We start from the raw sequence: 14,280 nt of genomic DNA, 5'->3' as shown, positions 1-14,280 counted from the left end.
GAGTCCTGACATGCGCTCGCTGAGAGCCTGGCTCCCCGCCATGGCGGGGATGACTTGCCTGGGTTTGGGCGCGGGCCTGATCTCCCTGTTCGGTTTTTTTGTCGAGCCGGTGGCCGCAGAGTTTGCTGTCGGTGTGGCAACGATCAATATCGCACCAGTGGCGCTGTTGCTGGTGCCCGGCCTCATCGCGCCCATGGTGGGTCGGCTGGTGGACAGTTGGCCCATCCGGCGCATGCTGCTCGGCGGCTGCGCGTTCGCCATGCTGTCCCTGTTTGCCATCAGCCTGTCCTCCAGCCTCTGGCAGGCCGGCCTGGGCTTCCTCGGATTCGCCATAGGCATTACCTTTTACGGTCCGGTGGTGGTCAATGGCCTGATGGTGAAGCTGTATGCCAACCAGCAGGGGCGGGCCCTGGCGGTCGCCGCGCTGGGCATCAGCGTGGCATCGGTAACGCTGCCGCCGGTGATCGGCGCTTCCTTTGAGTGGCTTGACTGGCGCCAGACCCTGGCGCTGATGTCACTGTCACTGCTGGCGGTACTCTGGTTGTGGATTTTACTGGCCATCCCTGCCGATGCCGGCGCCGTCGTGGACGCGGTGGAGCGCAAGCTCGACCGTGGCTTTTACCGCCAGCGTGAGTTCTGGCTGGTGGGCATCACCGTGGCGTTGACGCTGAACGTCATGGTCATCATGACCATCTGCTACCCGCCGCTGTTTTCCAACCGGGGCTTCAGTGCTATCGAGGCCGGACTGTTCCTGGCCGTGGCAGGTTCCGGTGGCGCGCTGGGCAAGCTCATCGTGGCCCTGCTGGCGGACCTGTTCCGGCCCCATGCGCGCTTCTTCGCGGCGGCGTTACTGCTGCTGAACATGCTGGGACTGCTGATGTTGCTGCAGGCCGATACCACCGTGCTGGTGGCCGTCAGCGTTGCCGTGATGGGGTTCAGCGGTGGGGCTTTTCTGCCCATGCACCCCTACCTCAACAGTCGTTACTTCCCCGCCGGGGTCATCGGCCAGGTCAATGGCGCCCAGGGTCCCCTGTTCCTGCCGCTGGGGCTTGTCGGGCCGCCACTGGCCGGTTATGTCTACGACAGGACCGGCAGTTACGACCTGGTGGTGGCGGGGCTGGCGGCAATCATGCTGCTGGCGGTGGTTGTTGTGCTGATCCTGCCGCGCTCGCGGTATTGATAGCGGCCGCTGGACTCAGTCCGGTGCCATCTCCGGATGGGTAATGGTCAGCATGTATTCCGCGGCAGCGCCAATATCATAGTCAGTGGCATGACCGGCGTTTCCCCGGGCCGGCATTTTCAGGTAGCCTTTTTGCGCGTGTTCGGTCAGCACCGCGTCCCACAGGTGGGAGCGACCGGCCCAGTCTTCCTGGTTGCCTGCCACGGGTGCACCCTCAACGCCGGTTTCGTGGCACTTCGCGCAGATGAGCTCATAGGAGCGCTTGCCATCGTCCAGGCGCTCCGAGCTGGTGGCGCCCTGCGCCACGGCCAGAAGCACGGCGGTGGTGATGGTGGCCGCAATAGACTTGCTCATGTTATTAATCTCCCCGGTGACTGCAGTTTCAGTGTAGCAGAGCCTGAATCGGCACTTTTGCCAATGCGATGACAAAAATGCCGGTACCTGTCATGCTTGATAATCTAGCCGTGACTAGCGTAGTGGAGAGCCTGTGGACGTCAGGATTGGCATGGACATGCGACTGTGGGGAGACAACCCCGGGGTCGAGCAGCTGCCGGTACTGGAAATGCTGGCCGCTCAGGGCTATGAGGGCGTGGAAATTCCGGTCTGTGGCCAGGGCAGCTCCGCACTGAAGCTGTTGCGGGTGGCCCTGGATAATCTGGATTTCGATGTCACCACCAGCACCCGGCTGCCGCCCGCGGCCAATCCCGTTTCGAGCGACCCCGCCGAGCGCCAGGCTGCGCTTGATTTCCTGCGCGCCCGGCTGGACGAGTCGGCGATCCTCGGCAGCACGGTATTGTCCGGTGGCCTGTTTCAATCCCAGGGTGTGTTTACCGGTAAACCCCCTACCGACCGCGAGTGGGAATGGAGCAGGCAGTGCCTGCGCGCCGCGGCGGAGTACGCCGCCGGTATGGGCATTTCCCTGGCCCTGGAATTCCAGTGCAGGTTCGATGCCCACCTGATCAATACTGCCGCCGACGCTGCCCGCATGTGCCGGGATATTGGCCTGGGCAACGTCGGTGTGTTGTACAACACCTTCCACGCGCACCTGGAGGAATTCAATCCCGCCCGGGCTCTGCCAGCCGCAGGCGAGCAACTGCTGCACGTGCGCCTGAGCGAAAGTCATCGCGGCGAACTGGGCCGTGGTCAGGTGCAATGGCAGGAGACCTTTGCCACCCTGGATTTCCTCGACTATCGTGGCTGGCTGGTTGTGCAGGCACTGGCGGTCGGGTCCGGCACCGCGAGCCCGGAGAACATCTGGCGCGATAACTTCGACAGTCGCGAGCAGTTAAGCGCCGACGCCATTCGCCTTATCCGGCAGATCTTGCGCATTCAGCGCCAGTAGTCTGATTTTGCGTTCCGGGCTTCGGTGACCGAGGCGGCCTGTCTGCTAGTATTAGCCTGCCAGAGAATAAGGAAACCACTGATGTCCGCTTTCATTCGCAAGCTCCGCCACCGCTTTTACCTGCTCATGTTACGTGCCATGACAGGAATTCTGCCCGCTGCAAGTCACATGGCCTTTGTCGGCCAGGGCAGCAGCCGGCAACTGGGCCAGCATATTGCCAGCCTGTCGCCCCGCAAGGTCTTGATCGTCACCGATAAGCCCCTGCGGGAACTGGGTGTTGCCGACACCGCTGCGGCGGGCCTGCTGGAGGCGGGGGTGGACTGCGCCTGGTTTGACGGTGTGCTGCCCGATCCCACGCACGAGCAGGTCGATGCCGGTCTGGCCGTGTTAAAGCGAGAGAACTGCGACACCCTGCTGGCGATTGGCGGTGGCTCGGTAATGGATTGCGCCAAGCTTATCTCCGCCTGTGCGACGTCCGACGAGTCACCGCGGGACTGGGTCGGGATGGGTAAGGTCAAGCATGAGTTGCTGCCTATTTATGCCATTCCGACGACCGCCGGCACTGGCTCCGAGGCGACTTCGGGGGCGGTGGTGAAGGATTCGCAAACCCTGGAGAAAGTCGTGGTTTCGGGGCCGGGAATGTTACCCCGGGCCGCCGCCCTTGACGCCTCACTGATGGCGGGGCTGCCCCCGCACATAACCGCCGCCACCGGGATGGATGCGCTGACCCATGCCATCGAGGCCTATATCGGGGTCTGGGAGCGGGGTACCCGGCTGGAAGACGGGCGAATCGCGGTGCAGCTGGTCTTCCAGCACCTGGTCAATGCTTACGAGGATGGTGGCGACTCAGAGGCCAGGGAGGGTATGGCCATGGCCGCCTTTTACGGTGGTAAGGCGATCAATCAGGTCAATGTCGGTAACGTACATGCGATAGCCCACCAGGTGGGTGGCAGGTACGGGATTCCCCACGGTCTGGCCAACGCGCTGATACTGCCCCACGTGCTGGAGTACTGCCGGGAAGAAGCGCAGCCGAGGCTGGCGGAGCTTGCGCTGGTGGTCGGTGCTGGTGAACCCGGTGAGGCCGAGGCGCAGCTGGCTTTCAAGTTCATCGCGGCGGTGCGCGAGCTACGCACCCAGGTGGGCATACCCGATCGCTCGGACCTGATTCGGCGCGAGGATCACACCGCCCTGGCCGATGCGGCCATTGCCGAGAGCCTGGGTTACCCGGTGCCGCGGCTGCTTGACGAGGCCAGCACCCTGGCGATCCTCAGCCAGATAACCGAGTAGCAGGGCCTCAGGATAGCGGGGTGCCCTGGAAGACGCTGGCTCCGGATTCGGCCTCGGTCACCGAACGGCGCATGTGGGCGAACAGCTCCCGGCCCATGCCGCTCTCGCTTTCAAGCGAGTCACGGACGGCATTCTCCCTGGCCTGCCACTCGTCCTCGGCCACCAGCACGCTGAGTTCCCCCTTGTCCGCGTCAAGGCGCAGCAGGTCGCCGTCCTGCACGCGGCTGATAGGGCCACCGTGCAATGCCTCCGGGGTCAGGTGAATCGCTGCCGGCACCTTGCCGGAAGCGCCTGACATACGGCCGTCGGTGACCAGCGCGACCTTGAAGCCCCGGTCCTGCAGAACACCCAGGTAGGGGGTCATCTTGTGCAGTTCGGGCATACCGTTGGCAGCGGGACCCTGGAAGCGCACAACGGCGATGAGATCCTGTTCCAGCTCCCCGGCCTCGAATGCGGCGAAGAGTTCAGCCTGGTCGGAGAACACCTTGGCCGGTGCCTCCACCACACGGTGCTCGGGGGCAACGGCTGATACCTTGATCACACTGCGGCCGAGATTGCCCTTGAGCAGCCTGAGACCACCCTCCGGGGAGAAGGGTTGGTCGGCGGGCCGCAGCACCTCGGTATCCGCGCTCTCGGCCACGCCGGGCACGTAGTGGAGCTTGCCGCCTTCGAGCTGGGGTTCCTGGCTGTAGCGGGACAGCCCCGGCCCCCAGTTGGTATTCACGTCTTCGTGCAGCAGGCCGTTCTCCAGCAGTGTGCGGATCACGTAACCGGTGCCCCCGGCGGCGTGAAAGTGGTTAACGTCGGCGCTGCCGTTGGGGTACACCCGGGCGACCAGCGGGGTGATCGCCGACAGGTCGCTGAAATCCTGCCAGTTGATGAGGATACCCGCCGCCCTGGCAATGGCGATCCAGTGAATACTGTGATTGGTGGATCCGCCGGTCGCCAGCAGGCCGACAATCGCGTTGACGATGCACTTTTCATCGACAACATTGGCCAGCGGGGTGTATTCAGTGCCCAGCGCGGTGATCTTGCAAAGCCGCTGGGCGGCAGCGCGGGTGAGTTCGTTGCGCAGTTCGGTCCCCGGCGGTTCAAAGGCCGCTCCGGGAATATGAATGCCCATCACCTCCATCAGCATCTGGTTGCTGTTGGCGGTGCCGTAAAAAGTACAGGTGCCCTCGCCGTGGTAGGCGGCGGACTCTGACTCCAGCAGGGCGTCCCGGCCCACCTTGCCCTCGGCGTACTGCTGGCGGACGGCGGCTTTTTCCTTGTTGGATATTCCCGACGTCATGGGGCCGGCCGGGGCAAATATAACCGGCAGGTGACCGAAGGACAGGGCGCCGATCAGCAGGCCGGGTACAATCTTGTCGCACACGCCCAGGCATAGGGCGCCATCGAACATATTGTGGGACAGGGCAATGGCGGTGGCCCCGGCGATCACATCGCGGCTGAACAGGCTCAGTTCCATACCTGGCATACCCTGGGTCACGCCGTCGCACATGGCGGGCACGCCACCGGCGACCTGGGCGGTACAGCCCACTTCGTGGGCGGCCTGCCTGATCAGTGCCGGGTAGCTCTCCAGTGGCTGGTGCGCGGACAGCATATCGTTGTAGGCGTTGACGACACCGATATTGGCCGACTCGGTCAGTTTCAGGGTCTGCTTGTCCCGCTCGCTGCAGGCAGCGAAACCGTGGGCCAGGTTGGAGCAGGAGAGGCCGCCGCGCAGGGGGCCCTGGCCGCGCATGCGGTCTATTTTTTCCAGGTAGGCGGCGCGGGTGTCGGCGCTGCGGCTGGCAATTCGTTGGGTTATGGTTGTCAGTCTAGAATCGGTCATCAGGGGGCCCACCAGATACTTGCAGGATTGCTCTGCTGTTCGGTAATTGCGGCAATGGGATAGCGTTTTTCACTGGCCTCGGCCAGTATCGCGCGCTTTTCCTCGCCGGTGATGTGGAGAATAATCTCGCCGGCGGCGAGAATGGCCGGGAGTGTAAAGGTAATGCGCTGGTGCGGCGCGGTGACCGGGTCGCAGCAACCCAGCAACGCTTCGCCCCGCGGATCGATCAACTGCTGCAGGTTGCTGGCCTGGGGAAACCAGGAAGCGGTATGGCCATCGCCACCCATGCCCAGAACAGCGCAGCTCAGTGGCAGCGGTAGTTCATCCAGACGGGCGGTTACCTCCTGCAGTCCTGCGGCGGCATCTGCCGCATTGCCTTTGAGGCCGATAAAATGGGCCTCTGCGGCGGCGTTCTGCAGCAGATTCTCGCGTACCAGCTTTTCATTGGAATCGGGACTGTCGGCATCCACCCAGCGTTCATCAACCAGCGTAATCCACACCTGGTCCCAGGGCAGGTGCTGGCGTGAGAGTGCCGCAAACATTCCCTGGGGTGTGCTGCCGCCAGAGACTGCCAGGCTGGCTTTGCCGCGGCTTGCAATGTCCGCCGCCAGCCGTTCGGCGATGTGCGCTGCCAATGCCGTATCCAGTGCTGGTCGGTCGCTGAAACTGTGTTGCTTACTCATGCCAGCTGCGTCCGTCCACGGCAATCAGCGCCGTTGCTGCATTGGGGCCCATGGTGCCCGCGTTATAGGACTTGATGGCGGTGCCATTTTCATCCCACGCCTCGATGATGGAGTCGATCCAGCGCCATGCTGTCTCCACCTCGTCGCGGCGCATAAACAGGGTCTGGTCACCGTGAATGGCATCCAGCAGCAGTCGCTCATAGGCATCGTAGCTGTCTTGCCTGTTCTGAGATTCGTCCGTCAGGTGCAGCTCAACCGGCTGCAGTCTCAGCTTGTTGGTGAGGCCCGGCTTCTTGTTGACCGTGTGCAGACTGATGCTCTCTTCCGGCTGCAGGTGAATCACCAGCTTGTTGGTCAGCTCCTGGGGGTCGTTGGCAAACAGCGAAAACGACTGCTGCCGGTATTCGATGACGATTTCCGAATAGCGCCGTGACAGCCGCTTGCCGGTGCGCAGGTAGAACGGTACCCCGGCCCAGCGCCAGTTATTGATGCTGGCCTTCAGGGCGACGAAGGTTTCGGTATTGTCTGCATCGTGGAAGGCGTCTTCCTCGAGGAAGCCTTTTACCGCTTTGCCGGCTACAGCGCCGGCGGTGTAGCGCCCGCGCACGGTGCACTCCTTGACGTTGTCCGCGGTGATCGGCTCCAGGCAGCGCAACACCTTCATTTTTTCGTCGCGGATGTCGGTGGCCTTCAGGGTGGCCGGTGGTTCCATCGCCACCAGTGACAGCACCTGCAGCAGGTGATTCTGGACCATGTCGCGCAGGGCGCCAGTGTCGGCATAGTAGCTGCCACGGCCGGCGACGCCGATTTCCTCGGCCACGGTGATCTGTACGCTGCTGATGAAGGTATTGTTCCACATGGGATGGAACAACTGGTTGCCGAAGCGCAGTGCCAGCAGGTTCTGCACCGTTTCCTTGCCCAGGTAGTGATCGATGCGGAAGGTCGCTTCCTCGTCGAATACCCGGCCTACCTGCTGGTTGATTGCCCGGCAGGACTGCAGGTCGTGCCCCAGCGGTTTTTCCAGCACCACCCGGCTGTCGTCATTGACGACCCCTGCATCCTGCAATTGCTGGCATATCTCGCCATACAGTGAGGGCAGGGTGGCCAGGTAATAAAGCCGCCCGGAGGTGTTGCCTGCGGTCAGCAGTTGCGCCAGCTGTTGGTAATCATCCGCCTTGTCGGCGTCTACCTTGACGTATTCGAGGCGTTCACGAAACGCTTCCCAGACGGACTCGTCCCAATTTTCATGGGGCAGGTATTTCTCCAGGTTGGCGCGGGCTTCACGGCGAAAAGCCTCGGTTTCCATTTCACCGCGACCGGTGGCGATGATCCGGTTGAGCCGGTTCGCCAGGTTGTGCCGTTGTAACTGGTATAAAGCGGGTAGCAGTTTGCGGGTGGATAAATCCCCGGTGCCCCCGAAAATCACCAAATCGACAATTTCACTCATATAAAAAGCTTCCTCAAGACTGAGTAGTAATTATTTTGTGTGTCGTAACATGTCTGCGGGCGCAGACAGGTGTTATAGCGGTGATTCGGTCCGCAGCGTTCTCTGGCTGCTGGAGAGCAGTGGATGATAACAGAATCTCCATGCCCGAGTCTCGGGTAATTTAGCGCCTTTTCACTCCAGCGAATCCAGCCAGTCGCAGAATTCTTCGATGAATTCATTGAAATCATCCGTGGGACCCTCGGAGCAGGCGAAGCCGTGGGCGGCACCGGCGAAGTGCCGGTGACGCACATCCACCCCGCACTGCCTGACCGCATCGGCAAAGGCCTGGCCTTCGTCCCGCAGGGGGTCGCGCTCGGCGGTGACGGCAAACAGGGGAGGCAGCTGGCCCAGCCGTGTAGAGCGCAGCGGGCGGGCGTTTGCGGCCTGCGCAAGCGGGGTGCCGCCCAGGTATGTCCCCCAGAACCAGCGCATCAGCCCGGTGGTAAGAAGGCCGCTGCGGGCCTCTTCCCGGTACGACGGCCAGGCCTGCTGCGGGTGGTCTGCCGCCGGATAGAGGGTGGCCGCACCAGCAAGTCGCTGCCGGGCATCTGCGCCCAGATCCAGCGCGCTGCAGGCAGTCAGGTTACCTCCGGCACTGTCGCCGGCGATCACCAGCCGCCCGTTGTTGGGGCCCAGTTCCGACAGGTGGCCGGCTACCCATTCGGACGCGGCCAGGCAATCCGCTTGCGCCGCCGGCCAGGGGTGTTCCGGCGCCAGCCGGTAGTCCAGGGCCAGTACCGTAGCCCCGCTGCGTTCGGCCAGCACCTGGCAAAAAGGGTGGTGGGTGTCGAGGTCGCCGATCACCCAGCCACCGCCGTGGAAATACAGAATCAGCGGCAGCCTGCCACTGGCTGTGTTGCTGTACAGTCGCGCTGCCAGCGGCCCTGACGGGCCGGGGATCTGTAGCAATGAGGTGGCGTGATCGATGAATTTTCCGCGCCAGACATACTGGTTACTGAGCCGGTAACCAAGCCTAAGTAGCCGGGCTTGTACCTTGTCCAGCCACATCACCGCGACACCTGCCGGAATGCGCGGGGGGAGCAGCCGTGCCAGCGTTTGAAGGCGTTGCTGAAATTGCCTGGCGCACTGTAGCCCAGCAGGGTTGAAATCTCCTCCATAGGCAGGGTCGAGGTCGCCAGGTATTCGCGGGCCAGTTCGTAGCGAACTTCGGCCAGGATGTCCTGGTAACTGCTGTCCTCTGCGGACAGCCGTCGGCGCAGGGTACGGCTGGTCATATTCAGTCGCTCGGCCACGTAATCGATATCGGGAAAGTAGCCCGGTCGGGCCAGGATCAGCCCGCGTACCTTGTCGACAAAGGTACTGCCGGCCCGCATCCGGGCCAGTAACAGGCGGCACTGTTGCTGGCAGGTGGCGCTGGTTTCGCTGTCGCCCAGGGGCATCGGCACGTCCAGCAGTGATGCATCAAGCTGCAGTTCCGAGCATTCGGCGGAGAAGGAAATAGAACAACCGAAGTGACGCTCGTAGGTGTTGCGCAGCCTCTGTGTGCCGTGCATGACCTGTATGTGTCGGGGCTCCAGTGGCACGCGCAGTGCCCCGCGTCCGCCATTGACGGCGGCGGTCAGGTCGCGGTCCACATAGTATTGAAGCAGGTCGTCGGGCACCGGAATGTCTGGCGACAGGCGCAGGGTGCCCTTGTTGCCCTCGCTGAGAAAGTTCACCTGGAACAGGGTGAAGGTGAGCGGGCCGTAGTTACGCAACACGATCAGTGCATGGCGCAATGTAGGGGCACTCATGAAGGCATAACCGAGTAGCCCATAGCTTTCCAGCAGGTAGGATTTACCCAGCAGCAGACCGAGCATCGGGTTGTCGCTGAGCGCCAGCAGGTTGCGATGAAACTGGAATTCCTGCTCCAGCGTAAAGTCAATGTCGGCCCCGGGTCGGCCGAGATCCGAGAGCCTGAGATCGGTTCCCTGGAGGCAGTCCTGCGGGGCGAAGCCCATGGTTTTCATGGCATCCAGGGCCGGTGGAATAGCCCTGATGTGATGTGTGGTATCGACTTTACGCGCCATGCCGTACTGCTTTCTCCCCGGGCCGCAAGCCCCGTGACTACGTCCGCAGGCTAGCAGGTTCTGTCCGAATTTCATAAGTTTTTGTCCTTGATCGCTATTTGATCAGTCCCGATCAGGGGGTAAAGTCAGCCTGTCAGTCACTTCATAAGGCGGGAATTGACCCCAATGAGCGATGAAAAAAGACAGAATCCTTCGGTCGCCGTTATTGGTGCGGGCATGACCGGCATTCTGATGGCGATCAGGCTGCGCGAGGCGGGCATTGCCGACATCCACATCCTGGAGAAAGCCGACAGGGTTGGGGGCACCTGGCGGGAAAATACCTACCCGGGGGTGGCCTGCGACGTGCCCGCTCATATGTATACCTACAGTTTTCGGGCCAACCCCTGGTGGAGTCACCGATTTGCCCATGGCGACGAGATCCAGCGCTACTTCGAACAGGTCGCTGAGGAGCAGGGTATCCGCGAAATGGTGCGCTTCAATGAGGCCGTGGAGCAGTGTCACTATGTCGACGGCAAGTGGCGGCTGAAGACCAGCAAGGGTGCTGAACGGGTGGTGGATTTTGTCGTCTCTGCCACCGGCATTCTCCATCACCCTGCCTATCCCGACATTCCCGGTCTGGACAGCTTTGCTGGTGACCTGTGGCATACGGCACGCTGGAATCACGACGTGGACCTGCGCGGCAAGCGGGTGGGAATCATCGGTACCGGTTCCACCGCCTGCCAGGTCATTGCCGAGATATCCGGGCTGGACTGTGAGCTGACGGTTTTTCAGCGCACTGCCCAGTGGGTGGTGTCTGTACCCGACAAGGAATACAGCGAGCAGGAAAAGGCCAGGTTGAGCCGCAAGCCCTCCCGACTGGCGGCCCTGCGCCGCTGGTATGCCTTCGCCCTGCGTCATACCTTCAGCAAGGCAGTCACGGGCAGCAAACTCCCTCATGCCTATGTGAGCTGGCTGGCAAAACGGAACCTGCGCAAGAGCGTGCGCGACCCCGAGCTCCGCGCCAGGCTGACGCCGGATTACCCGGTGGGATGCAAGCGCCTGATTATCAGCAGCCACTTCTACGAGGCCATGCAGCGCGACAACGTACACCTCGAAACAACCGCGATCGAGCGCATCAGCGAGCAGGGCGTGGTGACAGCCGATGGCCGCACCCACGAACTGGATGTATTGATCCTGGCCACCGGGTTCAGGCCGTTCGATTTCATGCGGCCGATGGATTTACGCGGCCGCGACGGGGTCACCATTGATGAAGCATGGAAGAAAAAAGTGCAGGCTTACCGCTCGCTGTGCATTCCCGGTTTTCCCAATTTCTTCCTGATGCTGGGGCCGAACTCGCCCATCGGCAACTACTCGGTTATTGCCATGAGCGAAGTGCAAACCGACTACGTGTTAAAGCTGATCGACCTGTGGCGCCGCCGCGAGTTGCCAACGGTGGAGGCAACGGAGGAAGCCAAGCAGCGTTACAATGACTACCTGAAAGCCGGTATGGGCAAGACGGTCTGGGTGCGGGGTTGCCAGAGCTGGTACCTGGATGCAGATGGCGACCCGGCCATGTGGCCCTACTCCTGGCAACAGTGGGTGCGGGAACATGAGCAGCCGGTGCTCGACGACTTTGTGCGCCAGCCCCCGGCAGAAGAAGAGCCCCTGAGGCCGGCGGCCTGAGCTATTCGTCGAATTCCGCGGTTTCAGGTATCTGCTGATACCAGTCCACCCCATGCTCGTCGCGGGTACGGGTAATCCGGTGTCTGCCCAGCAGGCAGTTGAGGTGGGCGAGAGTTTCACCGGTGGCGAGGTTGATGTTATGGCCGTCTATTTCCCGCTTGAACAGGGCTGGAAAGCAGTCCACCGCCCGACAGGGTTGTTGCAGGAAATTGAACAGGGTGATCAGGTCGCGCTTGTGACCCTCGATAATCTGGCTGAGGCGCACGTCGAGACCGTAAAAGGGCGCCTCGTGGGCGGGCAGTACCAGCAGGTCGTCGGGCAGAATTTCCCGGATTACGCTCTGGGTGCGCAGCCATTCCTTGAGTGGGTCGCCTTTGGGTTCGGTGGGGAATACGCTGACATTGGGGGAGATGCGCGGCAGTACCTGGTCGCCGGAGATCAGCAGTTTCAGCCCCGGGCAGTAGAGTGCGGCATGTTCCGGGGAATGGCCCCTGCCGACAATCACCTGCCAGTAGTGGCCGCCAATGGTAATGGTCTCCCGGTCGACGATACGGCGAAAACTTTCCGGCAGGGCATAGATCGCACGGCCGAAATTGCCGAACCTTTCCTTGTATCCCTCCAGCCAGTCTTCTTCCCAGCCTGCAGCCTTGTAAAAGCGCAGGGCCACATCCGGGGCCGGCTTGCCAGTATCGTCGGCCATGGTATGGCACATCAGGAACTCTTCCCGCGACATCCACAATTCGGCGTCAAAGCGCTCGCAGAGCCAGCCCGCGAGACCCACGTGGTCCGGGTGCAGGTGGGTGCAGATCACCCGCTTGACGGGTTTGTTGTGCAGAAAACCGCTGAACAGCTGCTCCCAGGTGTCCCGGGCGCTGTCGATGTTCAGGCAGGTGTCAATGACAGTCCAGCCATCGCCGTCTTCCAGCAGCCAGAGGTTGATATGATCCAGCGACATGGGCATGGCAAACCTGACCCAGTAAACGCCTTCGGCGACTTTTACCGGTTGCCCCGGCGGTAGGTCGGGTCTGCGGCCGAAGGGGTAATTGAGTCCGCGGTAGGTTTCGCTGGTGTCCGTGATCATGGTCCGTCCGGAGTGACAGTGGAAGGCTATGTTCGGCTTCTGCGAGCCGCCTGTCCAGACTTGCAATTCCGCGGCGGTGCCGGTACCGGGTCTCCAGAGGGACTGGATTCAGCTCACGTTGCGCGCGTGATCGCCCCAGTAGCGGGCCTTTACGGCCTTCTTGTCGGGCTTGCCCACCGGTGTCAGCGGCAAGGCGTCGACAAAGTCCACCGACTTGGGAGACTGCACCGAGCCCTTTTTCTCCTTGACCAGCGCCTGTAGTTCGGCGCTGAGTTCCTCGCTGGCCTCCACGCCGGGCCTGGGTACGATGACGGCCTTGACGGCCTCGCCCCACTGTTCGTCCGGTACGCCGACCACAACCACCTGGGCGACGGCTTCATGGCTGCCCAGCACATCCTCTACCTCCCGGGGAAATACGTTGAAGCCGCCGGTGACTATCATGTCCTTGGTGCGGTCGACGATATAGAGGAAACCGTCCTCGTCCAGCCTGCCGACATCACCGGTGTGCAACCAGTCCCCCGCGAAGGCCTCCGCAGTCTGCTCCGGCATGTCCTTGTAACCTTTCATGACCAGCGGGCCGCGCACGCAGATTTCACCGGGTTCACCCGCCGCGACCGGCTGGCAGTCATTGTCGAGCAGGGCGAGATGTATCCACGGGCTGGGTCTACCGCAGGACGCCAGACGTTCGGGTTTGGACAGGTCGTGGTCAGCCTTGCGCATGTTGGCAATGACCATCGGGCATTCGGACTGGCCGAAGAACTGGTAGAAGATCGGCCCCCACTTTTCAATGCCCTCCCGCAGGCGGGCGGGGCTTATGGGCGAGGCGCCGTAAAAAATAGTTTCCATGCTGTCCATGGAGCCATCGCTGGCGCGGGGTGAGTCCAGCAGGAAATAGAGCATGACCGGTACCAGCATGGTGCAGGTGATTTTGTGGTCGCGCACCACGTCGAAAAATTCGTCCGGGCTGAAGCCCTGCATCACGTAAAAGGCGCCGCCGCGTTGCAGCACCGGGATAAAGAACGCCGCCGCTGCGTGGGATAGCGGGGTGGCCATCAGCATCCGCAACTCATCGGGGAATTCCCATTCCGCCAACTGGATCTGGGTCATATAGGCGCTGACCCGGTGGGGACTCATTACACCCTTGGGCTTGCCGGTCGTGCCGCCGGTGAAATTGACCGAGGCGATATCCTCGGCGGAAATATCGGGAGCCACCAGCGCTTGCGGGCTGAAGCCTTCCGCCAGAGCCAGGTAGTCATCGCCCACTTCGTTGGGGCCAAAGCCCAGCAGGTGTTTCAGGCCCGGTACCCTGGCTTTCAGCGCGGCGGCCAGCTCCGCAAACGCCGGGGCATCGAAAACCAGCGCCTCGATGTCCGCCGCTTCCAGTACATAGGCGTGATCGTCGATCGAGCCCAGTGGGTGCAGTGGCGTACCGATGCAGCCGTTGAGTTGCATGGCGGCGGTATTGGCCAGTACCTCGGGCCGGTTGGTGGAGATAATCGCCACCCGACTGCCTTTGCCAATGCCCTTTGAGCGCAGTGCCTGCTGCAGGCGACTGGTCAGTTCGCGCATTTCCCGGTAACTGGCAACCTTGTCCCCGAGGTGCAGGCAGGGCCTGTCATCGTAACGGTTCAGTCCTTCCACCAGCAGGTGCGGCATCAGGGTCGGTTGGTACAGGGCATCGTTGCTCATGGTCGC

General features: G+C 62.2%; 12 protein-coding genes. 4 read left to right on the top strand and 8 right to left on the bottom strand.

Annotated elements, in window-relative coordinates:
• Nucleotides 1-10: 10 nt before the first annotated feature.
• Complete coding sequence (locus tag E2F43_RS04440; RefSeq protein ID WP_133209974.1) at nt 11-1,180, top strand: MFS transporter; 1,170 nt, start codon at nt 11-13, stop codon at nt 1,178-1,180.
• 15 nt (nt 1,181-1,195) lie between these two features.
• Here the strand turns inward: E2F43_RS04440 and E2F43_RS04435 are convergent, their stop codons facing one another.
• On the bottom strand, nt 1,196-1,534 hold the full coding sequence (locus E2F43_RS04435) for a c-type cytochrome (protein ID WP_133209971.1): 339 nt from the start codon (nt 1,532-1,534) through the stop codon (nt 1,196-1,198).
• Nucleotides 1,535-1,667: 133 nt separating this feature from the next.
• Here E2F43_RS04435 and E2F43_RS04430 point away from each other — a divergent pair, with 133 nt between their 5' ends.
• On the top strand, nt 1,668-2,522 hold the full coding sequence (locus E2F43_RS04430; RefSeq protein WP_133209969.1) for a sugar phosphate isomerase/epimerase family protein: 855 nt from the start codon (nt 1,668-1,670) through the stop codon (nt 2,520-2,522).
• Nucleotides 2,523-2,603: 81 nt separating this feature from the next.
• Nucleotides 2,604-3,809: an iron-containing alcohol dehydrogenase gene (locus E2F43_RS04425; protein ID WP_133209966.1), complete on the top strand. Its 1,206-nt coding sequence runs from the start codon at nt 2,604-2,606 to the stop codon at nt 3,807-3,809.
• Between the two features lie 7 nt (nt 3,810-3,816).
• Here E2F43_RS04425 and edd read toward each other — a convergent pair whose 3' ends face one another.
• The 5 genes from edd to E2F43_RS04400 form a co-directional block, all read right to left on the bottom strand.
• Nucleotides 3,817-5,643 carry a phosphogluconate dehydratase gene (gene edd / locus E2F43_RS04420; RefSeq protein ID WP_133209963.1) on the bottom strand — a complete coding sequence of 609 codons (1,827 nt, stop codon included), beginning with the start codon at nt 5,641-5,643 and terminating at the stop codon, nt 3,817-3,819.
• Complete coding sequence (gene pgl, locus E2F43_RS04415) at nt 5,643-6,326, bottom strand: 6-phosphogluconolactonase (protein ID WP_133209960.1); 684 nt, start codon at nt 6,324-6,326, stop codon at nt 5,643-5,645. The genes edd and pgl overlap by 1 nt, the downstream gene beginning before the upstream one ends.
• Nucleotides 6,319-7,773 (bottom strand): glucose-6-phosphate dehydrogenase, encoded by a 1,455-nt coding sequence (gene zwf, locus E2F43_RS04410; RefSeq protein ID WP_133209957.1) that lies wholly within the window; start codon nt 7,771-7,773, stop codon nt 6,319-6,321. Before zwf ends, pgl begins: the two co-directional genes overlap by 8 nt.
• A 171-nt stretch (nt 7,774-7,944) precedes the next feature.
• The gene (locus tag E2F43_RS04405) at nt 7,945-8,820 is read right to left on the bottom strand and encodes an alpha/beta hydrolase (protein WP_133209954.1); all 876 of its coding nucleotides are present in this window, start codon (nt 8,818-8,820) and stop codon (nt 7,945-7,947) included.
• Nucleotides 8,820-9,842 carry an AraC family transcriptional regulator gene (locus E2F43_RS04400; protein ID WP_165954192.1) on the bottom strand — a complete coding sequence of 341 codons (1,023 nt, stop codon included), beginning with the start codon at nt 9,840-9,842 and terminating at the stop codon, nt 8,820-8,822. The genes E2F43_RS04405 and E2F43_RS04400 overlap by 1 nt, the downstream gene beginning before the upstream one ends.
• A gap of 165 nt (nt 9,843-10,007) precedes the next feature.
• Here E2F43_RS04400 and E2F43_RS04395 point away from each other — a divergent pair, with 165 nt between their 5' ends.
• On the top strand, nt 10,008-11,504 hold the full coding sequence (locus tag E2F43_RS04395) for a flavin-containing monooxygenase (protein WP_133209949.1): 1,497 nt from the start codon (nt 10,008-10,010) through the stop codon (nt 11,502-11,504).
• A 1-nt stretch (nt 11,505) separates the two neighbouring features.
• On the opposite strand, the gene E2F43_RS04390 is transcribed toward E2F43_RS04395, so the two are convergent.
• Complete coding sequence (locus E2F43_RS04390; RefSeq protein WP_133209946.1) at nt 11,506-12,585, bottom strand: MBL fold metallo-hydrolase; 1,080 nt, start codon at nt 12,583-12,585, stop codon at nt 11,506-11,508.
• A gap of 108 nt (nt 12,586-12,693) precedes the next feature.
• Nucleotides 12,694-14,274, bottom strand: coding sequence for an AMP-binding protein (locus E2F43_RS04385; protein ID WP_133209943.1), 1,581 nt, complete (start codon nt 14,272-14,274; stop codon nt 12,694-12,696).
• Nucleotides 14,275-14,280 lie beyond the last annotated feature (6 nt).

The sequence above is a fragment of the Seongchinamella unica genome, from assembly GCF_004354085.1.
Classification (GTDB): domain Bacteria; phylum Pseudomonadota; class Gammaproteobacteria; order Pseudomonadales; family Halieaceae; genus Halioglobus; species Halioglobus unicus.
Note: the sequence above shows the minus strand (reverse complement) of the source record. Positions and strands in the feature narration are given on the sequence as shown.